Genomic DNA, 21,399 nt, shown 5'->3' on the forward strand with positions numbered 1-21,399 from the left:
ATTATACCACAGCGATAATCTCAGGGGAACTATGACTGGCCTTCGCTTTTGCACGTTGCATTAGGATTATACCACAGCGATAATCTCAGGGGAACTATGACTCACGATCGGACCGTCATCCGCATCTGCCAATTATACCACAGCGATAATCTCAGGGGAACTATGACCACTTCTCCCATGAATGGATAAATATTTTTATTATACCACAGCGATAATCTCAGGGGAACTATGACCTCCGCCGCTTCTTTGTAGCTAAATCCTTTATTATACCACAGCGATAATCTCAGGGGAACTATGACTCCGCCATTTAACCGCAACACCTCCGACGTCATTATACCACAGCGATAATCTCAGGGGAACTATGACCCATTCGCCGTCGTGAAACATTTTGCCGAAATTATACCACAGCGATAATCTCAGGGGAACTATGACTTTCGGCTCGACAACGAATACTTCCGGCTTATTATACCACAGCGATAATCTCAGGGGAACTATGACACCGCCGACGCAATTACTATCACAGACAGTATTATACCACAGCGATAATCTCAGGGGAACTATGACAAGTTCGTGCAAGACGCATACCAAGCGCGGATTATACCACAGCGATAATCTCAGGGGAACTATGACTCCGAAACTCTTCAAAGTGAAGTTTGGTTTATTATACCACAGCGATAATCTCAGGGGAACTATGACTTTTTTAATCGGCTTATCCACCATTACCGATTATACCACAGCGATAATCTCAGGGGAACTATGACGTTGAAAACTTTTAATTATCATCATTATGAATTATACCACAGCGATAATCTCAGGGGAACTATGACTCCGACCGCCACCCGTTTTCATAAGGCATAATTATACCACAGCGATAATCTCAGGGGAACTATGACGTCGTACCGATTTTTAAATGTCTAAACACAATTATACCACAGCGATAATCTCAGGGGAACTATGACGCAGTAAGTGCAACTGCTTGACCGTCAGTAATTATACCACAGCGATAATCTCAGGGGAACTATGACGTATACCCAGCTCGCACTCGTCCATCCCGGATTATACCACAGCGATAATCTCAGGGGAACTATGACACAGTTGCGGGGTCGACGACAACATATGTAATTATACCACAGCGATAATTTCAGGGGAACTATGACAAACGCATAAAACCATTGTCGTCGATCCCCCGGGATTTTTGCACGATTGGGGGTCGACGACAATGTGAGGCTCGACGGCGAAGAGTCTGCTCTGCTTACCCCTTCACCCGTTCGATCTTCTCAACCGGCAGCCCGGTCAGTTCGTGGATCGTGTCGACATCATACCCTTTCGCCAGCATTCTCCTCACCACGTCGAGCTTCCCTTCCTCAATCCCTTTTTGGCGCCCTTGTTTAATGCCTTGTTTGATCCCTTGTTCGATTCCCTTCTCGATTCCCTTTTCCATTCCCCGCTGTTCGTACGAGACGATGAGCTCCATCACTTGCTTCGCCTCCTTCGTCTCCATTTGGCTCACCTCGTTTCGCAGTTTCGCTTCCTCCTCTTCGGACAACCGCAAATACGTTTCAAAAAAACCGAACAACAGCCGCTGTTTCGCCTCATCGAGCTCAAGGCGGACGAGCATGCGCAAAAATTCTTTTTTCACTTCGACCTTTTCTTCTTCATTATACCCCATTTTGCTNGCTCCATCACTTGCTTCGCTTCCTTCGTTTCCATTTGGCTCACCTCGTTTCGCAGTTTGACTTCCTCCTCTTCGGACAACCGCAAATACGTTTCAAAAAAACCGAACAACAGCCGCTGTTTCGCCTCATCGAGCTCAAGGCGGACGAGCATGCGCAAAAATTCTTTTTTCACTTCGACCTTTTCTTCTTCATTATACCCCATTTTGCTTAACAAGGCAGCGGCGACGGGATTGTCATGGCGGATGTACGCGCGCCACGGCAGTTTGCGCAGCTCCACCGTCAAGTAACGAAAATCGAGAACCGTCAAAAACGGAAACTGGACGACCAATGAGGAAGGTTCATCGTGGTGTTCATCATAGCTGAAGATGGCGATCGGAACAATACGGCGGCGGTATTTTTGAAACAAGCGGCTGAAGTAGAGGAACATTCGCTCGGGGAAGGTCCGCTGTGCGTAGCTTTGGTGTTCGACATGAACAATGACGAGCCCGTCTTCCCCTTTCATCTTCGTTTCCACCAACAAATCGACGCGGTGCTTCTCTCCGGCCGTCACGTCGGTAAACAGTTCTTCTGTGAGGAAAGAAAGGTGGTGAACGTCGATGTGCTCGTACACGTTGGGAAAGAAAAGAAGCAAAAACTCTTCGAAAAACGTCGACAGCAGCTCTTTGAACAACCGGTCGTGATCGATTCGCTGTTTGGCCACGTTTCCCCTCCTTGCGACATGGAATTCACGATATGTATTCGCTCTACGCGACGCAATTCCTTCTCATGAATGTAACTTTTTAGGAAGGAGGCCCGATCGCTTTGGGCTCCTTCCCTTGTCCTTCCTCTAGCTCGTGAATGGACTACCCGTTGATATCCCCTGTCAACCTCCCAATGATCGCCTCTTGATACCCGGCTTTTTTCTTTCGCCCGATGGCTTCTTTCACCGGCCGCAATGGTTCCGATGTGACGGATGCGAGTTTGGCGAGGCGCTCGGGTGTGAGTTCAACGACTGGGTTGGCGGCCGCATAATCGTCCAAGGAAAAGCGCCAGAGCGTGACGGCCTGTCCATACCGTTCAAGCAGCCGCTCTGCCATGGCCAATCCTTCCGGATCGAAGTCGCCGGAATAATACAGCTTGGCGCCAGAGGCCGCGAGCAAATCGAGCAGCTTCATCGTCGCCAAATTCATTTGCCCGTTCGTGCTGACAAGCGGGGCGCGGGTGTCAAGCAACGTCGAAAAAACACCGGCGTTTTCCACAATGTACACCGTCTTGCCGCGGGCGGGATGGGCGCCAACAAGCGACAAAACGTCCCTAAGCGGCATGTTCAGCGCCGTGTTCGTCTCCGAGGCGGCGGAGAAGACGGGATGCGGGCCGCCCTCGGTTTCAGCAAGGATGTTGGCGCATGTGACAAAGTTCAAAATATCTTCGCGGAGCAGGCCGACGGACTGCAACAGTTCATTGACACTCTCTACGGACGCCACATCCCACTGGCCTGGTGTCGTCGCTTGCAAGGCGGACAACAACAATCTCCCAGGAAGAGTGGACAAATCGAACGCGTGCGGGTCGCTGGCCACTTGCTGGGCAAAGAGCGGGAGGCGCATATATGAAGAGAGCGGGAGGCGGCAGAGGGCGGCGCCGACAAGGCGGACGGCGGCCTCAAGGCCGCCGCGGTCGGCTTCGTACGCCGTTTGGACGAAGCGTTGGCCGCGGACGGCCGCGAACCAATGATGTTCCTCTGCAAGGCGCGCGAAAAAACGCTCCCGCTCTTCCGCCTCTGCCTGGCGCCGTTCTTTGTTCGACATAAGCGGGACGCCGAAATAATGTTCGAGCAGTTCGACGAGTCCAACACCCGCAAACCTTGTCTGTCCGAGCTGTTTTTCAAAGTCGGAGAGAAAGACGCGGGAGACGTCTTTGCCGAAAAAGGCGGCGATCGACTCCCGCTCTTCCTTGGAGAACGACTGCAACGAAACCGCGCCGCCGACGCGGCCGAGCGACTCGTACTTGCGTTTCATTTCGACAAACAGCCGCTTAAAGCCCTGTTCGGAGCGGAAAAAGGCGGCCGCTTCTTTGACGGTGCTCACGTTTTGATCATCTCCCATTCTTTGTCATCAACCATGAGCTGTTTGACACGCCCGTTCCAACGGTAATGAATAACGGTGACAAACGATGCATTGCGCGGGCGGACGAGTTCGCAAATGGACAAAGCGGGCACGGTGTCGTAGTCGCCCCAAAGCGCCTGCGAGTTCATGATATAGTTAAAGCCAAGCTGTTCGACAAGGCCGAACAGATTGCGGATGTTGTTTTCGTCAACGCCGGCGAACGCCTCGTCGAGCGAGATGATGTACGGGGCGTCATCGCCCGCTTCTTGGTAGCGCGAATACGCCGCGGCGAAAAGGGGAATGTACATCGCCATCGCCTTTTCCCCGCCGCTGAATTGGTAAAAACGGTGGTTCGTCAGCTCGCGTTTCGGCTCATTTGTTTTTTCATAGTACAAGGTGAAGGCAAACCATTTCCGATAGTCGAGCACTTCTTTAATAATTTGATGGAGTGTGTTGCCTTGGCCGCGCTCCTCAAGCAATTCGCGGGCGCGGGCGATTTTCGAGCGGAAATGGTTCGTCACCCGCTGCAAATCTTCCTCTTTCAACAGCCGCGAATCGATCCGCAACAGACGGACCAACTCTTTCGTATCCAGCTCCGCTTCCGTCTCCGCCGTTTTCGGCTTCCATTGAATGGACAGCACGAGCCCTGATGACGTGTCGAGACCTCCCATCAGTTTGTTCATATCGCTCACCCACCGCTCGGCGCGCTGGATGCGGCTGCGCAAAATGCGGCCGACTGATTTTAAAATGACGTCCTCATACAGCTCGCGGTCTTGCTCCTTCATATACTCGTGCTGCAAGGCGATGTCGCGCTCCACCTCGGCGAGCACGGCAAACGGCGTGGCACGCTGGCCTTTGTAGTCGAGATAAATGACATGCCGTTCTTGTTTTTCCCGCCAATCGGCCGCTTTCATCGCCATCTCGTCGTCTGGGGCGGCGGCGATCCATTCGGACTCCTTTTGTTCCGCCAGCCGCTCGAACGTCGCCCGGTATTCGGTCAAGTTGGACGACTCTTGGAAGAAGACGGTGTTCAGCCGCGCCAAAAGCGAGGAACGCGTCTCTTTTAACACTGTTTCATACCGTTGTTTCGCTTCTCTGGCCTGCTCCAAAAGCGAACGTGAACGATCAAGATCCACGAGCCCAAGCGCCGCTTCATCGGCAAACGACCGCTCCCACATGGCGGCCAGCTGGCAGGCGAACTCTTCCCGTTGCGCTCCTTTTTCCCGCTCTTCGACTAAGCGCATGAGGCGCTGTTCCGTGCGCGCCCGTTCGTTGACAAGGCGCGGAATTTCTTGGCGCAAAAACGCCAATCGTTCTTGGATGCGGGCGATTTCCGCGCGAATGTCATCCGCTCCCATTTGGGCGAGCGTCCGTTCCATCTCAACGATCTCCAAGGAGATCCGCTCTTTTTCATCCCGAATCCGATTTCGTTCGCCTTTCGCTTCGTCGATCTCCGTTTCCAGCGCCGCGAGCCGCTCGCGCTGTTGGGCGATCATGGCCTCGGTATGGCGCGTTTCGCGGTAAAGCACTTCGAGTTCGTGCAAATGGCGGACGTACGATTTCATGGCGAGCTGGGCTTGTTCGCAGCCGTCCAAGGTAAAAGCCAAATCAAGCTCGGCCGACTCGTCATGGAGCTGTTGTTTGATTTGTTTCCATTCGCGCGCGAGGAGGGCGGCTTTTTCTTCTTGCCGCTTCCATTCCCGTTCTTTGCTTTCGGCTTGGCGGCGGGCTTCTTGCCCTTCCTCAAACGCGGTGCGCACATCGCGGTCCGATGGGAAGGACACAAACCAGTCGGCAAGCGCTTGGATGGCCGCTCCCACCGCCTGATGCTCACCGCTTAGACGGTCGATCTCTTGTCCCACAGCGGCGATCTCGGCTTCCAGCGCCGCGATGTTCTCAAGCCGCCACCGCTCCCGCGCCGCACGGCCGATGAACATCGCCCGCGCTCTCCGCGGCGCATGGCCACGGACAAGGCCGAGCGAATAGCGTCCTGTTTCGTCGATCGTCATGCCGCCTTTTTGTTCCGCATCGGTGATCACGATGCTTCGGAGCACTTCGTCAATCCGCTCCGCCGACACAGGGGCATCCGCATCTGGGCGCAAATAATCGGCCAACGTATGCACCATATGAACCGGTTTCGGGATGAGCACACGGTCGCAGTCGACGTCGACATCGCGGGCCGCAATGAGGGCGTCAAGCAACCCAGCGTGCGAAAGCGCCGATTCGATCCGCTCGCGCACATCGTCAGGCACATCGTCGACAAATTCGACCGCGGCATAAAACGGGACAAACGGAATCCCTTCCCGTTCCAATGCCAAGCGGGCGGCTGTCGTTTGTTCATCCCGTTCGGGTTCAGGGTCGCGTTGTTCCCGCCATTGACGCAGTTCGGCCTCACGTTCTGCCCGTTTCTCTTCCAACAGACGGATGTCATGTTCGAGCCGCCATTTCTCATCCTTTTTCTTACCGACGGCATCGTAATACGCTTGAACGAACGGGCGCTTCAGATCATCGAGCGAATACAGCTCATAGAGGGCGCCCATTTGTCGCAAAAACGCCTGAATGTCCGCTTCGGAAACGTCGATTCCTCCTTGCTCGACCCAGGCAAGCACGGCTTGTTCAAACCGCTCTTTCTCCTGCTCGAGCAGCTCTTCCCATTTCTGTTGCTGATGACGCCATTCGTCCATTTCCTGCCGCCGCTCGCCCGCTTCGGTGCTCGCTTCTTCATAGCGTCGTTTCACATCGTCATGCCTGCGCCAAAGGCGCGCCAACTCCTCGAGCTGCTCGATATGGCGGTCAGCTTCCTGTTTCCAAGCGGCAAACGAAAACTCTTGTTGCTTTTGGCGATGGCGGTGAAAATCGTCTTCGTTCGTTTCATGCAAAGAAAAGGCTCCTTCTTCCGCATCCGCTCGCAGCTGCGCCAACTCGTCTTCAAGTTTCCGTTCAAGGTCATCCAGCCGCGCTTCCGATTCATCGAGGCGGCGGCGATGTTGGCGTTCCAGCCGTTCTTTTTCCGCGATCGTCTGCTCGTGCCGCTCCCACCGCTCCTGCAGACGCTCCCTCTCCGATTTCAACTGTTCATACTTCTCCGCTTGCTGGAACACTTCGTGGCCAGCCAAGTCGATTTCACGTGAACGCAGCACGTCTTCTTCACGGCGGAGGCGGGTGATGGACTCATCAAGCTCATCAAGCGTCTTTCGCGCCTGCTCTTCTTCATCGTGAAGGCGGTGTTGTGCAGCAGCGAGCTGTTCAGCTTGCTTGACCGCTTTTACGTATTCTGTCGCCTTTTCGGCGATCATATATTCGTTGTAAAGGCGGTATTGATCGCAAAGACGCTTCAACGCCCGCTCGTCGCGTTCGAGCTGCTCAAGCTGCTGCTTCGCCTGGTCCATGTTTTCGATCGTGTCCGATAAATGGCGGAGCTCGTCGTCGGTCAACGGAGGCAGCGAGCTTTCCAAAATTTCATAAATCACGGTCGGCTTAAAGTCTTTGGACAGCTTCGGGCTGCGCAGTTGAATGAGCAGCTCGATCAATTCTTGAAACGCCTCAAGCGATTCAAAGCGAAACACATGCTTATTGACGAGCTCCATATAGTCTTTTTGCGTCTCGACGACCGTCCCGCCCGCGCCGAGCGCTGTGGCCAGCTCCCGCTTGGTCAGCGGGATTTTTTCACCTGTTTTTTCTTGTTTATACAACTGAAGGTCATAGCCGATGCGGCGGTTGTCAAAGAGGACAAACCCCCAGAAATCGAGGCTTTTTTGCCGCTTCGCGCGCAGGCCGATGCCCGTTGTGACGTATTGGTCGGATTCTTTCCGTTTATATTCCAAAAACAAATACCCGGTCCGCTCATCGCGATTGACGACATCTTTTTCCCCAAGCAAGTAGTCTTCCATGCGCCGCGCCCGTGAACCGAACGGATCGAGGCGATCGGGCGTCTTCTTGCCGTCTAAAAGCACCGGGATCAAGCTTTGCATCGTCACCGACTTGCCCGCCCCGTTGCTTCCCCGCAAGAGCAGCTTACCGTCAGCGAAATGAAAATACTGCTCGTCGTAATACCAAAAATTAATCAGCCCCGCACGATGAAGCACCCATGGATTCGCCATGTTCTCCTCCCTCTTTCGCGTCAAAATCATCCGGATACCGTCCCGACATCCGCCCGAGGAGGGGATAAAGGACGATCATTCCGGTGTCGTGCTCCACATCGGCCATGCGCCATTCGTTGAGCGCCGCAAGCACTTCGCGGACAAGCTCGGCAGCCGACATGTCGCGGTACGTTTTCCCCCACCCAGCCCCGTAGCGGCGCCGGCAATCGGCAAGCCAGGCGGAAAATTGTTCAGGCGTCAATCGTATGCGGCCGTATTCATCCGGCGGATATTCCCCAAGCCGCTCGCGCACCAAGGCGGCAAAATGAAGGATGACCTCCGACGTTCCTTTCTGATCAGGAAATACGGTGTACGGCGCCTGCCGTTCGGGAAGCGTCAACATGGCGGCGTTTTTGTACAATTCATACCGAAACGGCGTATGCGCTTCGATATCATCCCGCAGCCGATGGCGGAAGTTGCGCAAGTAGTAAAAGTCTTGCTCGTCCCCTTCCGTCCGGTGCACCGCCGGGGATAAAAACAGCTTTCGATACAGGCGATGGCGCCGATAATCTTGCGGTGATGCTTTCCACTCCTCGGCGAGCAATTCGTCGATCGATTCATATTGCAACAAATCTTTCGGATACGTGCGCATAAAATAACGAGCCAACACTGGCACTTCGTACAACGCCTCTTCCTCCACATGCTGGGCGAACGCCTCAATCTCCCCATCCATCCGGCGGACGAGTCCGATTTGTTCCGCCGTTTTCAACACGCGGATGAGCGCGCGCCGATGCGAATAGTTCGTCCAATCGACCGGTAGATCACCCGGGTACATGGCGCGGATTTCTTCACATACGTCAGAAAGCAAAAACTTTTCTTCCACTGCTTTTCCTTCCAAATACGCCATCAAACAGCAAAACAACGCATAGTCAAGCGGCTCTTGAAACGACTCGATGCCCATCCACGGCTCCGGTTCGGCGGGAATTTTCTCGAGCTTGGCAAAATAGCGGTGAACGATGAGCCGATAGCCAAACTTCTCCTCCACATACTTTTTCAACACATGTTCGCGCTCACGGACGAGCTGATACAAATCCGGCTCTTTGTCGCGAATGATCCAAAATTGTTCGAACAGCGCGGCGAGCGCCTCTTTCGCCTTGTCGTCAAACGCCGTTTCCATCCTCACTCACCTCGCGAAAGCACATGAATTTCGTAGTTCGGCATTACGAGTTCTCCATCTTCTGCGCGAAGGCAAATCGTCCCCTCTTTGTTCACCACGTTGACAACCCACCCGTTTTCCGTCTTCATTGCTTGCCCCTCGCGCCCCATCGCTTTGGCGATCCAGCCGAGCAGCGTTTTCCGTACGTATGGGGTCACCTCAGGAAGGTCGGCAAGCACGATTTTCCCGTCGGTCACAAATTGCTTCAGCTCGGCTTCCTCGCGCGCTTTTTCTTCCAAATAGCGAAGACGCGCTTCTTCTTTCTCCCGTTCTTTGTCTTCAATCGCCTGCGGCTTTTTCTTTTCCCCATAATGGCGGACGCGCGGTTTCGTCACCCACTCGGCTGGCGGCTCGTCCCATACGTCGCGGTATATGTTGTCTGTCGCCCCGAAATCGGCGACGAGATGTTTCGTATGGAAGCAACCGAACACGACCGCTGACAGGCAGTGCGCCTCTTCAATCGATTCAAGGCGGGAAAACCAACGGGCCAAATGCAAGTAGTCGCCTTTGCGGCTGCGAAAATGGTGATGCCGCTCGCCAAGCCGTTGCACGACGCGCGTCAGGCGGCGAATCGCCTCATTCGTCTGGTATTGCAAAAACGAAAGCTCGCTCTCGCGCCCATCGCGGCCTAAAAACCATTCGCACAGGCTGCGCCACGTCTCCCATTTTTCTTCAATCTGGACAGCGCGCGGCGGCAGCGCATCGGCAAAGCGAGGGATGGACCTCTCATAGTCGACGACATGCTCGATGAACTGCCGAACCCCGTCTTCCGGCAAGTCTTCAAGCAATTGCTCAATCTGCATCGACGTTTTTTGCAAGGCGACGATAAAATCGCGCAAATAAGCAGTAAACTGCTCTTTATAAACGAGAAACGACTCCGATGTCATCCGCTCTTCCAAATTTTCACCGTGCAAATAAGCGATATAGTCGGCGGAATTTTGGATGATTTTTTTGAAATAATCGAACGTCTCTTCCCATACTTGATGCATTTCATCCGGCTGCTCTTGAAAATCAGAGGCGATGATCGTTTCCATGCGAGAAAGAGAGGCATACAAACGGTCAAACCGCGTTCTCTCGAGCGACCCCCCAAATGAATCCCCAAGCTGCTCGAGCGTGCGGATCATCCGTTCGATTTCGACCGTGTACGGGCTGCATTGATAGCGGAACCGCTTTTTCTTAAACTCTTCAATCGTCCGCACGTGAGAAGTCTCTTGACGGGCGATCAAGTTGTTCCATTTGACGAGCTGGTCGAGGTCTTGCTGCAGCTCTTCCTCAGTGTAATCGGCAAACTCCTCGTGCTGCTTTAAAAAGGCGTACACTTCTTCCGGAAACAAATATTGCCGCATCCGCTCGTGCTGAATGTAGAAATAGCGCAAAATCGCCCGGTAGCGGTGCGCGTTTTCCGTCGATAAATATTTTGTTTCGACAATGGGCTTCAACCACGTGGCGTCCATCTCCGTCCACCTTTGCTTCGGTTTTTTCCTATGTTTATTGTAACGATTTTCTCCGCTCTTTTTCTAGCAAAAACCGTTTTCCTATTTTTTCTCGCCATCGGCGCGCGTTTTTTGTAAAATAGAGGGGAAAAGGAGGTGAAACGAATGGAAGCGTTGCTGCGGGAAATTTTGCATGAAGTGAAAGCGACGCGCACGGCGGTCGAGTCGCTCGAGCAGCGGGTTGGCGCCTTGGAGGGACAAGTGGCCAATCTCAATGAAAGAACGGGTGCCCTTGAAGTGCTGGCGGCCAACCTTAATGAACGAACGGGCGCTCTCGAAGCGCAAATGGCCCAGCTCAATGAGCGGACGAGCGCCCTTGAGCAACAATTCACTCAGCTGAACGAGCGGACAAGCAACCTCGAACACCAAGTCGCCCAACTGAGCGAACGCATGGGCACCGTCGAACACCAAGTCGCCCAACTGAACGAACGCATGGGCACCGTCGAACACCAAGTCGCCCAACTGAACGAACAGACGAACACGCTTGCACGGCGAATCGACCTGCTTGATGAGCGCACGAACGAAACGAAGGCGATCGTTGAAGCGCTCCGCCATAGGCAAGAAGTGCTGACCGCCAAATACGAGGCGATGGCGCACGACCTTCATCATATGAAAGGCGACCTCACCCGTATCACATCCATCCTTGAAGACAAAGTGCTGCCTGCCCTCGCCGAACATGAAGCGGGACTCTCTGTTTTAAACGCCCGCGTCTTCAAAACGGAAAGCGCCCTTCATCGCCTTGTTTATGCGTAACACGTTCCCCTCAGAGAAATGTTCAACACCTATTCCCTTTTCACTAGGCAGCCGTGAGCTGCCTTTTTTGTTCGAGTGTTTATCGATTAGCCTTCACCTTGACCATTTGCCAAGGCGCCGGCCTTCTCGCGGCAAGTGGTAGCATCACCCCGCACTCTCGATGAACGGCGCGGGTCATGCCTGGCTGGCGCATCGATGGATGAACACGAGGCTTATGCAAACATCTCGAATTCGGAGCATCTAGGAGGATTCGCAAGCATTCCCGAGCATTTTTCAGGATCAAGGAGGAGAGAACGCTCATCGCCGCGAGAGCAAGCGAGAAGCAAACATATCGGCCGATACCAAATTTGCCAGCCGCACCCAAATTACGGTATCCTTTGTTTGTGACGCTTTTTCACCTCCCTCCGCGTCCTTTTGCTGCTTTTTTTATCCCCGTTCATTTGTATGATATCAGCTGAAAAAGAAGGAGGAATTGTGTTGCGAAAATGGATGATGATTTTGCTCGCTGTCGGGCTTGTATTTGGACTAGCGGCCTGCAGCGGAACGAGTGATGCGAAAGGAAAAATTGTTATCAGTGGGAAGAAGTTTACCGAGCAAGTTATTTTGACGCATTTACTGGCGGAGTATGTGAAGGCCAACACCGATTTGGACGTGGAAGTGAAGGACAGTCTAGGCGGCGCGTTTATGCTCCAGCAGGCCATTGAAAATGGCGATGTCGACATGTATGTCGAGTACACGGGGACAGGGTATTTGAACATTTTAAAACAGCCGTACGATCCTAAAAAGACGCCCGAACAAATTTACAACGAAACAAAGAAATTATATAAGGAAAAATACAACATCGCTTGGCTCAAACCACTCGGGTTTAACAACACCTACGCCTTGGCCATGCGCAGAGACCTCGCGGAAAAGCTCGGGGTGAAAACGTACTCCGATTTGGCGAAACATTCGTCTTCCCTCACCTTTGGGTCAGACGCCGAGTTTTTTGAGCGAAGCGACGGCTATGACGGGCTTGTTGATACGTACGGGTTTCAGTTCAAGAAAAAAGTGACGATCGACCCAGACTTGCAATACGAAGCAGCGAAAAATGGAGAGATTGACGTCATCACCGCCTACACGACCGATGCCCGGATAAAAAAATATGATTTGGTCGTATTGAAAGATGACAAACAGTACTTCCCGCCGTACCACGCCGTGCCGATCATCCGCCAGGAAGTGTTGGATGCCAACCCGGATCTCGAAGAAAAACTGAACAAGTTGGCCAACATTTTGACCGATGAAAAAATGATGGAACTAAACGGCGAAGTGAACTTGGAAGGAAAACGGCCGCGTGAAGTGGCGATTGACTTCTTAAAAGCGGAAGGACTGATCGACTAGAAAGCGAGGAATTTGGATGATTCGATTTGAAAACGTCACGAAACAGTATGAGGACGGCTTTGTCGCCTTAAAAAATATCAATCTTGAAATTCGCAAAGGCGAGCTTGTCGCCCTCATCGGGCCGAGCGGCTGCGGGAAAACGACGACAATGCGGATGATCAACCGCTTGATCGAGCCGACATCAGGCAAAGTGTACATCGATGGGCAAGACATTTCCCAGCTTGACCCGGTTGAGCTGCGGCGCAACATCGGCTACGTCATCCAGCAAATCGGGCTGTTTCCGCATATGACGATCGCAGAAAACATCGCACTTGTGCCGAAACTAAAAAAGTGGGAAAAACACGCCTATGAAAAACGGGTTGACGAATTGCTTGAGCTCGTCGGATTGGATCCAGCGACGTTCAAGCATCGCTATCCGTCGGAGCTCAGCGGCGGGCAACAGCAGCGCGTCGGCGTCGTTCGCGCGTTGGCCGCAGAACCGGATATCATTTTGATGGATGAGCCGTTCAGCGCTCTTGACCCGATCAGCCGCGAACAGCTGCAAGATGACATCGTCCGCTTGCAAGAGGAGATTCACAAAACGATCGTCTTTGTCACCCATGATATGGATGAAGCCATTAAAATCGCCGATCGGATTGCGCTCATGAAAGACGGGGAAATCGTCCAGTTTGCGACGCCGGACCAAATGCTTCGGCGGCCGGCGAACTCCTTTGTCCGCGAGTTTATTGGTGAAGACCGGCTGCGGATCCGCCATACGGCCGTGCCGACGGCGGAGGATTTAATGTCGGCTGACGTCGCGACGATCTCGCCGCGGCGCGGCTTGGCCGAAGCGTTCCGATTGATGAAAGCGAAAAAGGTCGACAGTTTGGTCGTCGTCGATAAAAAGCAGGTCTTTCTCGGCATCGTCACCTTAAAACAAATCGAACAGCGCTACCAAGAAGAACATTTATTAGTCGCCGACATCGCCGACTACGATGTGACGACGTTGTCGAAAGAAGCGGACGTCACCAACGTCGCCGCCCTGTTCCAAGACCCGGATGTGCGCATCATTCCGGTGTTGGACGGCGACCGGCTCGTCGGCGGGATCACGCGCTCGAGCATGATGCGCGCACTCGCGGAGTGGACGTTCCAGCAACATGCCTAATGCCAACGAAGACGGGCGAATGGGGGCTTGAAAAAACGATGCCGCCCCGTTTCTTGTCATCTAGCCAGAAACGTTGCCGCGGCCGTCGCCCCGCCTGAATCACACGTCTCATTTTGAAAAGACAAGGCCGCTCCAAGCGGGCTTGCCGATGGGATTCGTTCCGCTAGTGAACCAAAACCTTTTCAAGTTTTCGGTCTCAGCCCATGACCAAGCGGCAGCCACCCGCTGCCGCTTTTCCGCCAAGGAGGGATACGATGGAATTATTGCAGACGTTTATCGAACGAAAGAATGATATTTGGATCGCCTTTCAAGAACATGTGCTCTTATCCGCCATCGCTATGAGCATTGCGATCGTCATAGCCGTGCCGCTCGGTGTGGTGTTGACGCGGTATCGCAAACTCGCCGAGCCGATTATCGGCATTGCCGCCATCATCCAAACGATTCCGAGCTTGGCGTTGCTTGGGTTTATGCTGCCGATTTTCGGCATCGGCAAACTGCCGGCGATCATCGCGTTGACGCTGTACGCCTTGCTTCCGATTTTGCGCAACACGTACACTGGGATTCTCGGCGTCGACCCGGCGCTGGTGGACGCTGGCCGAGGGATGGGGATGACATCGCGGCAAATTTTATGGATGGTGGAGCTTCCTCTCTCGCTTCCCGTCATTATGGCTGGCGTGCGCACGGCGACGGTGCTGACGATCGGCGTCGCCGCCTTGGCGACCTTCATCGGCGCCGGCGGTCTTGGCGACTTGATCGACCGCGGCTTGCGCATCGCCGATAAAAACTTGATTTTAGCCGGGGCCATTCCTGCGGCGATCTTAGCGATTGCCTTTGACTGGCTGCTGCGCAAAGTCGAAAAGAAAGTGACGCCGAAAGGGTTGTGACGGGCCATTGGCCCCAACATGAAAACACAAACCTTGAGGAAGCCATGTTCCCAGCTTGCCTGCCTGGAGGAAACGAGCCGGCATCGACTAGTAAACATGATGGTACGCGTACCAAGCCAATCTGGAACCGTAAGACGATGTCCCAGTGAACTACCCACCACCTACGCTTCGCTTAGAGGTGGGGGCTTCAAGCGACTTGTGTGTGTTCGCTGAACGGTAAGCCACACACAAGAACCCTTTACGCTTCCCTTCGTTCCGAAGGTGTCCGTTCTAGCCATATTCTATCCTATTCGTTGGCTAACGCCAACCGAAATTCATCTCCCACTTTCACTGGTGCTGGCGCACCTTCACGTTTAGAAGTAGGAGACTTCTTTCGGAGGGAAGTTAAAAAAACAGGCTGTCTCTGCGCTTACGAAAGCCACCCAGCAAGCGGGTGGCTTTCCTTGTGCATCCACTACTTCACCCCCACCGTCTGACTCTGGCGAATGGCTTGGCGCAAGTCGTCCAAAATATCGTCGATCGCTTCGGTGCCGACAGACAGGCGCACAAGGCCTGGGGTGACGCCGGCGGACAGCTGTTCTTCCGGGGTCAGCTGCTCGTGCGTCGTGCTGGCTGGGTGGATGATGAGCGATTTCGAATCGCCGATGTTGGCCAAATGCGAGAACAGCTTCACCGAGTCGATCAATTTTTTCCCGGCTTCGACGCCGCCTTTGATTTCAAACGTAACGATCGCACCTTGCCCGTTTGGCAAATACTTTTTCGCGAGTTCATGTGACGGATGGCTTGGAAGCCCTGGATAGCTGACGGATTCGACGGCTTCTTCCTCTTCCAAAAACTTAGCAACAGCGAGCGCATTTTCGCTATGACGCTGCATCCGCAAGTGAAGCGTCTCTAATCCTTGCAAAAGCAAAAACGCATTAAACGGCGACAGCGCTGCCCCTAAGTCGCGCAAGAGCTGGATGCGCGCTTTCGTGATGTACGCCGCTTCGCCGACGGCGTCCACATACACCAAACCATGATAACTCGGATCAGGTTCGGTGAACTCCGGAAACTTGCCGCTCCCTTTCCAGTCAAACTTGCCGCTGTCCACAATCACACCGCCGATCGAATTGCCGTGCCCGCCGATGAACTTCGTCGCTGAGTGGACGACGATATCGGCGCCGAATTCAATCGGCCGCAATAAGTATGGACTGGCCACCGTGTTGTCGACAATGAGTGGAATGGCGTGGCGATGGGCGATGTCGGCCACCGCTTCGATGTCGAGCACATCGTTTTTCGGGTTGCCGATCGTTTCCGCAAACAAGGCTTTCGTTTTGTCGGTGATCGCCCGCTCAAAGTTTTCCGGATCGGACGGATCGACAAACTTCACCGTAATGCCAAACTTGCGCAGCGTATGGGCGAACAAGTTGTACGTGCCGCCGTAAATGGACGAGGACGAGACGATTTCATCGCCCGCCGAGGCGATGTTGATGATCGAATAAAACACCGCCGCCTGCCCTGATGAGAGCGCAAGCGCCCCGATCCCGCCTTCAAGCGCCGCGATCCGTTTTTCAAGCACATCGTTCGTTGGGTTCATAATGCGCGTATAAATAAAACCTTCCTCTTTCAAACCAAACAAATTGGCCGCATGCTCGCTGTCGCGGAACACATATGAGCTTGTTTGGTAAATCGGCACCGCCCGCGCGCCCGTTTCCGCATCCGGTTTTTGCCCGGCGTGGATGGCGAGCGTCTCCGGGCGGAAGGTTTGTTCATTGCTCATCGTTTCCTCTCCCCTCTTTGACCCTTCGAGATTTCATATCCTACTAAATCAATTGGTTTTTTCTTATAAAAAATCTATCATTCGATCACAACGTTTGTCAATTGTATTTTTTTAATAGTGCAAAAATTTTTATTGAAAACAGAGCCTGCCGGTGGGCAGGCCTCCTATTGTTTCATTATCGTTTTCCAATTTCCTCTACTAACAGCTTATTGACAAGCGGCGGATTCGCTTGTCCTTTCGTCGCTTTCATCACTTGGCCGACGAGGAAGCCAAGCGCGCGGTCTTTGCCGTTTTTATAGTCTTCGACCGACTGCGGGTTGGCGTCGAGCACTTCGAGCACGATTTTGCGCAGCGCTCCTTCGTCGGAAATTTGCACGAGCCCTTTTTCTTTGACGATTTTCTCTGGATCGCCGCCGTGTTCGACGAGTTCTTTGAACACTTTTTTGGCGATTTTCGACGAAATCGTGCCGTTTTGGATGAGTTTGATCATTCCAGCCAAGCTTTCCGGCGTCAAGGCGATGTCATGGAGCTCTTTTTGCTCGGCGTTTAAGTACCCGGATACTTCGACCATGAGCCAGTTCGACGCCAGTTTCGGATCGGCGCCGTTTGCGACGGTCGCTTCAAAGAAGTCGGCCATTTCTTTTGTCAGTGTGAGCACTTTGGCGTCATACTCCGGCAAGCCCCACTCTTCGACATACCGCTTCCGGCGGGCGTCCGGCAGCTCCGGAATCGAGGCGCGGACGCGCTCTTTCCATTCGTCGTCAATATAGAGCATCACCAAGTCCGGCTCTGGGAAGTAGCGGTAGTCTTCCGAACCTTCTTTGACGCGCATCAAAACGGTCGTTTTCGTCGCTTCATCAAAGCGCCGCGTTTCTTGACGGATGACGCCGCCCGAGAGCAAAATTTTCTCCTGCCGCTTCGCTTCGTATTCCAACCCCATGCGGACGAAGTTGAACGAGTTGAGGTTTTTCAATTCCGTTTTTGTACCGAACTTGTCCGAACCGAGCGGGCGAAGCGAAATATTGGCGTCGCAGCGAAGCGACCCTTCTTCCATTTTGCAGTCGGAAACGCCGGTATATTGGATGATCGCTTTTAATTTTTCCAAGTAGGCGTACGCTTCTTCCGGCGAGCGGATGTCTGGCTCGGAGACGATCTCAATGAGCGGCGTCCCTTGACGGTTAAAATCCACGAGCGAATAGCCGTCGCCCGTATGCGTCAGCTTGCCGGCGTCTTCTTCGAGATGGATGCGGGTGATGCCGATTTTTTTCTTTTTTCCGTTTACTTCAATTTCAATCCAGCCATTTCGGCCAAGCGGCTGATCGTATTGCGAAATTTGGTACGCTTTCGGGTTGTCCGGATAAAAGTAGTTTTTGCGGTCGAATTTCGTCTCGGTCGCGATTTCGCAGTTTAACGCCATCGCCGCTTTCATCGCAAACTCGACCGCCTGTCGGTTCAACACCGGCAGCACGCCTGGATACCCTAAGTCAATGACGTTCGTTTGCGTGTTCGGGGGCGCGCCGAACGCGTTCGGGCTGCTGGAGAAAATTTTCGATTTCGTTTTCAGCTCGACGTGCACCTCAAGTCCGATGACCGTTTCAAAGTTCATCACCTAACCCCCCTTACAACACCGGTTTTTGCTTATGGTAGTCGGTCGCTTGTTCAAAAGCGTGGGCGACGCGGTAGACGGTGCTTTCATCAAAGTGCTTGCCGATAATTTGCAAGCCGACCGGCAAGCCATCAACAAAGCCGCACGGCACAGAAATCGCCGGTACACCCGCAAGGTTGACTGGAATCGTTAAAATGTCGTTCATGTACATCGTCAGCGGATCACTCGTTTTCTCGCCGATTTTAAACGCCGGCGTCGGCGTTGTCGGGCCGATGATGACGTCATATCGTTCAAATACGTTTTCGAAGTCGCGCTTGATCAACGTCCGAACTTTTTGCGCTTTTTTGTAATACGCATCGTAATAGCCCGAGCTTAACGCGAACGTCCCGAGCATAATGCGGCGCTTGACCTCCGCCCCAAACCCTTCGCTTCGCGTCAGTTTATACATATCGATCAAGTTTTTCGCGTTGTCCGTCCGATAGCCGTAGCGGACGCCGTCAAAGCGAGCCAAGTTCGCTGATGCCTCGGACGAAGCGAGCAAATAGTACGTCGCCAAGGCGTATTTTGAATGCGGCAGCGACACTTCTTCCCACGCCGCGCCAAGCTTCTCAAGCACGGCAAGCGCCGCAAGCACTGACTGGCGCACGCCTTCATCGACGCCTTCACCTAAATATTCTTTCGGCACAGCGATTTTCAACCCTTTGATATCGCCCGTTAACGCCTCCACATAGTTCGGCACTGGAATGTTCGCTGAAGTCGAATCCATCGGGTCGACGCCCGCGATCGCTTGCAATACATACGCGTTGTCTTCGACCGTGCGCGTAATCGGGCCGATTTGGTCCAGCGACGACGCAAACGCAACAAGCCCGAAGCGCGAGACGCGTCCGTACGTCGGTTTCAACCCGACGACCCCGCAAAACGCCGCCGGCTGGCGGATCGAACCGCCCGTATCAGAACCTAAAGCAAACGGCACTTCGCCGGCCGCCACCGCCGCCGCCGAACCGCCGCTTGAGCCGCCCGGAACGCGCTCTAAGTCCCACGGGTTGCGCGTCAGCTGAAACCCGGAGTTTTCCGTCGACGAGCCCATGGCGAACTCGTCCATGTTCAACTTCCCGATCGTGATCGTCCCTGCGGCATTCAACCGCTCCATGACAGTGGCGTCGTAAATCGGGTCAAAGTTGTACAAAATTTTGCTGGCGCATGTCGTACGCAGCCCTTTTGTGACGATGTTGTCTTTAATGCCGATCGGCAAGCCGAACAGCGGGTTCGTTTCTTCGCCTTTGGCGAGCTGGTTATCCAACTCTTTCGCTTTCGCCCGCGCCTGTTCTTCATTTAATGTTAAAAACGCTTGCACTTTCTCTTCCACTTCATCGATGCGGCGGTACGATTCGTCGACTAAATCGGAAATCGACACTTCTTTTTTCTTCAGCAACGTATGTAATTCTGACACGGAATGGTCAAAAAGCGACATAAATCCCCCTCCTTACTCTAAAATGGCCGGCACACGGAACTGGCCGTCTTGCTGATCTGGCGCGTTTTTCAACACTTCTTCGCGCGGCAGCCCCGGTTCTGGAATATCCTCGCGCATCACGTTTCTCATATCAAGCACGTGCGAAGTCGGCGGAACGTTCTCCGTATCCAATTCATTCAGCTGCTCGGCAAACGTAATAATCGCATCGAGCTGTTTCGTAAACATCTCGGCCTCTTCATCCGTAATCGCCAACCGCGCCAAATCGGCGACATGTTTCACTTGTTCAATCGAAATTCGCGACATTGTATTCACCTCCGACATGGTCGACCTTCCACAATACTATGATGATACCAAACGTTTAGGAAATAAAGCAACCGTCTGGCCCTCTTTTGCCTAGTTGCCCGTTGACGAAAACGAACATATGTACTATAATGGCCATAACGGACAAAAAAGGGGGAATAATGACGATGAGTGACGCTTTGCTCGCCCAAGTGCTTGACCGCTTGAACGCGATGGACGGGACGCTGCAAAAGCTCGTGGAAGGCCAAGAGCGGCTCGAGCGGGAACAAATCGCCATTCGCCAGGAACAAGAAGAAATTCGAAAAGAACAACAAGAAATCCGAAAAGAGCAGCAGGAAATCCGTTTGGAACAACAGCGTCTGCGTCAAGAACAAGATTCGCTTCGCGCCGGGCAAAAGGAATTGAACGGCATCGTGGCCGCTCTTCTCCACCGCCAAGACGAAACAGACGCCAAACTGGAAGCTCTCGCCGCTGACGTCCACCAGCTTCACCAGGAATTTGCCTCATTGAAACAAACGGTGGACCGCCTCGAACAAAAAATGGACTCCCGTTACGAACAATTGGCTGCCCAAATCGAAGACATCAAGCTGGACTTGAATTTTATCGCCCACCGCACCGTCGACAACGAACGAATCATTTACAAGCTGAAAGAAATGTTGTTCCGCTGATCGATTCCATCTAGGAGGAGGTCGCCGCCATGAATGTCGCGTTTGACCATCTCGTCCACTTAACCGAACGACCGGAGCAAGCGAAAACGGCGTTTGAACAATGGGGGTTTACAGCCATCCACGGCGGCCGCCATCCGTCATGGGGAACGTATAACGCATTATGCTGCTTCGAGCATTTGCGCTACATTGAGTGGATCGGCATCGCCGATGAGCAGACGGCGAAAACATGCGGAAATCCGCTCATCGCCCAGCTTGTCGCCGACCGCCAAGAAGGAAACGGCTTCTCCCAATTTGCCTTCCGCACGAACAACATCGGAGCGGTGGCGGCACATCTCAAACGAAACGGGTTTACCCCAATCGGTCCGCTCCCCGGCAGCCGCGAGCGCGATGACGGCAAGCGGCTGACATGGTCGATGCTGTTTATCGAAGACGACACAGACGGTGCATTTCGCTATCCGTTTTTCATCCAATGGGGCGACGGTGATGACGTGCGGATGAACGAGCTGGCGCCGCTCATGCACCATCGAATCGGGGCTTCTTCTTTGTCGTCCATCGGCGTCTATACGCTTGACCTTCGCCGCGCCATCGACGCGTATCGGCGGCTGTTTGGCCTTCCTGTCCCTCGCTTTGGGCGCGATGAGGCAGGGGCGTACGCTGAACTAGCCGTCGGCGGCATCGCCCTTTGTTTTTATGAAGCCGACCATCGACCGTCAACGCGCCCTTTTTTGTGCCGGCTTGTGGGCATGCAGGAGCAGCGCCGCATCGAAATCGATGGCGGGACGTATATCGTTTCCAGGCCGTGACGGGCATTCCTATTCTCACATACTCCCCTTTGCCGCGGAATAAGATGGAATAACCGCACCTTCATCCTCGCGCGGTGAAAACGGCAAAG

Annotated in this window: 14 protein-coding genes, 2 pseudogenes and 1 CRISPR repeat array (1 of these 17 cut by a window edge); of the genes and pseudogenes, 6 read left to right on the forward strand and 10 right to left on the reverse strand. The window is 53.6% G+C overall.

Features of this window, described 5'->3' with window-relative positions; genetic code table 11:
* Positions 1-1,157: direct repeats of the CRISPR family, unit length 36 nt; unit sequence ATTATACCACAGCGATAATCTCAGGGGAACTATGAC; it begins 240 nt to the left of the window's first position.
* 95 nt (positions 1,158-1,252) lie between these two features.
* The 6 genes and pseudogenes from T260_RS0119495 to T260_RS136650 form a co-directional block, all read right to left on the reverse strand.
* A pseudogene (locus T260_RS0119495) lies at positions 1,253-1,675 on the reverse strand (RpnC/YadD family protein); the annotation flags it as partial.
* Between the two features lie 2 nt (positions 1,676-1,677).
* Positions 1,678-2,376, reverse strand: a pseudogene (locus T260_RS0119500) (Rpn family recombination-promoting nuclease/putative transposase); the annotation flags it as partial.
* Positions 2,377-2,518: 142 nt separating this feature from the next.
* Positions 2,519-3,739: a TIGR02679 family protein gene (locus T260_RS136665; protein WP_011229825.1), complete on the reverse strand. Its 1,221-nt coding sequence runs from the start codon at positions 3,737-3,739 to the stop codon at positions 2,519-2,521.
* Positions 3,736-7,857, reverse strand: a complete 4,122-nt coding sequence (locus T260_RS136660; RefSeq protein WP_023633353.1) for a TIGR02680 family protein — start codon at positions 7,855-7,857, stop codon at positions 3,736-3,738. The genes T260_RS136665 and T260_RS136660 overlap by 4 nt, the downstream gene beginning before the upstream one ends.
* Entirely contained in the window at positions 7,817-9,013 is a 1,197-nt protein-coding gene (locus tag T260_RS136655) for a TIGR02678 family protein (RefSeq protein ID WP_011229823.1), read from the reverse strand. Before T260_RS136655 ends, T260_RS136660 begins: the two co-directional genes overlap by 41 nt.
* Positions 9,014-9,015: 2 nt before the next feature.
* Positions 9,016-10,506, reverse strand: a complete 1,491-nt coding sequence (locus tag T260_RS136650) for a TIGR02677 family protein (RefSeq protein WP_014194802.1) — start codon at positions 10,504-10,506, stop codon at positions 9,016-9,018.
* Between the two features lie 144 nt (positions 10,507-10,650).
* Between T260_RS136650 and T260_RS136645 the strand changes: the two genes are divergently transcribed.
* The 4 genes from T260_RS136645 to T260_RS136630 all read left to right on the forward strand — a co-directional run bounded on the left by T260_RS136645 (position 10,651) and on the right by T260_RS136630 (position 14,703).
* Positions 10,651-11,298: a coiled-coil protein gene (locus T260_RS136645; RefSeq protein ID WP_023633354.1), complete on the forward strand. Its 648-nt coding sequence runs from the start codon at positions 10,651-10,653 to the stop codon at positions 11,296-11,298.
* A 474-nt stretch (positions 11,299-11,772) separates the two neighbouring features.
* Complete coding sequence (locus tag T260_RS136640; protein WP_031206583.1) at positions 11,773-12,675, forward strand: glycine betaine ABC transporter substrate-binding protein; 903 nt, start codon at positions 11,773-11,775, stop codon at positions 12,673-12,675.
* A gap of 16 nt (positions 12,676-12,691) precedes the next feature.
* The gene (locus T260_RS136635) at positions 12,692-13,819 is read left to right on the forward strand and encodes a betaine/proline/choline family ABC transporter ATP-binding protein (RefSeq protein WP_011229819.1); all 1,128 of its coding nucleotides are present in this window, start codon (positions 12,692-12,694) and stop codon (positions 13,817-13,819) included.
* Between the two features lie 254 nt (positions 13,820-14,073).
* Positions 14,074-14,703 carry an ABC transporter permease gene (locus T260_RS136630; RefSeq protein ID WP_023633355.1) on the forward strand — a complete coding sequence of 210 codons (630 nt, stop codon included), beginning with the start codon at positions 14,074-14,076 and terminating at the stop codon, positions 14,701-14,703.
* A gap of 454 nt (positions 14,704-15,157) precedes the next feature.
* Here T260_RS136630 and T260_RS136625 read toward each other — a convergent pair whose 3' ends face one another.
* From T260_RS136625 to gatC, 4 genes are all read right to left on the reverse strand, one after another.
* Complete coding sequence (locus tag T260_RS136625) at positions 15,158-16,462, reverse strand: homocysteine synthase (protein ID WP_023633356.1); 1,305 nt, start codon at positions 16,460-16,462, stop codon at positions 15,158-15,160.
* A gap of 175 nt (positions 16,463-16,637) precedes the next feature.
* Entirely contained in the window at positions 16,638-18,068 is a 1,431-nt protein-coding gene (gatB, locus tag T260_RS136620; protein ID WP_031212135.1) for an Asp-tRNA(Asn)/Glu-tRNA(Gln) amidotransferase subunit GatB, read from the reverse strand.
* 13 nt (positions 18,069-18,081) lie between these two features.
* On the reverse strand, positions 18,082-19,539 hold the full coding sequence (gene gatA / locus T260_RS136615) for an Asp-tRNA(Asn)/Glu-tRNA(Gln) amidotransferase subunit GatA (protein ID WP_011229791.1): 1,458 nt from the start codon (positions 19,537-19,539) through the stop codon (positions 18,082-18,084).
* 12 nt (positions 19,540-19,551) lie between these two features.
* The gene (gatC, locus tag T260_RS136610; protein WP_011229790.1) at positions 19,552-19,842 is read right to left on the reverse strand and encodes an Asp-tRNA(Asn)/Glu-tRNA(Gln) amidotransferase subunit GatC; all 291 of its coding nucleotides are present in this window, start codon (positions 19,840-19,842) and stop codon (positions 19,552-19,554) included.
* A 158-nt stretch (positions 19,843-20,000) separates the two neighbouring features.
* Here gatC and T260_RS136605 point away from each other — a divergent pair, with 158 nt between their 5' ends.
* Together T260_RS136605 and T260_RS136600 are read left to right on the forward strand one after the other, a co-directional pair.
* The gene (locus T260_RS136605; RefSeq protein WP_011229789.1) at positions 20,001-20,507 is read left to right on the forward strand and encodes a hypothetical protein; all 507 of its coding nucleotides are present in this window, start codon (positions 20,001-20,003) and stop codon (positions 20,505-20,507) included.
* A gap of 29 nt (positions 20,508-20,536) precedes the next feature.
* Positions 20,537-21,310: a VOC family protein gene (locus T260_RS136600; RefSeq protein WP_023633358.1), complete on the forward strand. Its 774-nt coding sequence runs from the start codon at positions 20,537-20,539 to the stop codon at positions 21,308-21,310.
* Positions 21,311-21,399 lie beyond the last annotated feature (89 nt).

This window comes from Geobacillus thermopakistaniensis (assembly GCF_000498995.1).
Lineage (GTDB): Bacteria > Bacillota > Bacilli > Bacillales > Anoxybacillaceae > Geobacillus > Geobacillus thermoleovorans.

Excerpts from the sequence above, each read along its gene's own strand:
- T260_RS136660 (WP_023633353.1), bottom strand. The coding sequence starts at position 7,857 with ATGGCGAATCCATGGGTGCTTCATCGTGCGGGGCTGATTAATTTTTGG.
- T260_RS136655 (WP_011229823.1), bottom strand. The coding sequence starts at position 9,013 with ATGGAAACGGCGTTTGACGACAAGGCGAAAGAGGCGCTCGCCGCGCTG.
- T260_RS136650 (WP_014194802.1), bottom strand. The coding sequence starts at position 10,506 with ATGGACGCCACGTGGTTGAAGCCCATTGTCGAAACAAAATATTTATCG.
- T260_RS136645 (WP_023633354.1), top strand. The coding sequence starts at position 10,651 with ATGGAAGCGTTGCTGCGGGAAATTTTGCATGAAGTGAAAGCGACGCGC.
- T260_RS136635 (WP_011229819.1), top strand. The coding sequence starts at position 12,692 with ATGATTCGATTTGAAAACGTCACGAAACAGTATGAGGACGGCTTTGTC.
- T260_RS136630 (WP_023633355.1), top strand. The coding sequence starts at position 14,074 with ATGGAATTATTGCAGACGTTTATCGAACGAAAGAATGATATTTGGATC.
- T260_RS136625 (WP_023633356.1), bottom strand. The coding sequence starts at position 16,462 with ATGAGCAATGAACAAACCTTCCGCCCGGAGACGCTCGCCATCCACGCC.
- gatB (WP_031212135.1), bottom strand. The coding sequence starts at position 18,068 with ATGAACTTTGAAACGGTCATCGGACTTGAGGTGCACGTCGAGCTGAAA.
- gatA (WP_011229791.1), bottom strand. The coding sequence starts at position 19,539 with ATGTCGCTTTTTGACCATTCCGTGTCAGAATTACATACGTTGCTGAAG.
- gatC (WP_011229790.1), bottom strand. The coding sequence starts at position 19,842 with ATGTCGCGAATTTCGATTGAACAAGTGAAACATGTCGCCGATTTGGCG.
- T260_RS136605 (WP_011229789.1), top strand. The coding sequence starts at position 20,001 with ATGACGATGAGTGACGCTTTGCTCGCCCAAGTGCTTGACCGCTTGAAC.
- T260_RS136600 (WP_023633358.1), top strand. The coding sequence starts at position 20,537 with ATGAATGTCGCGTTTGACCATCTCGTCCACTTAACCGAACGACCGGAG.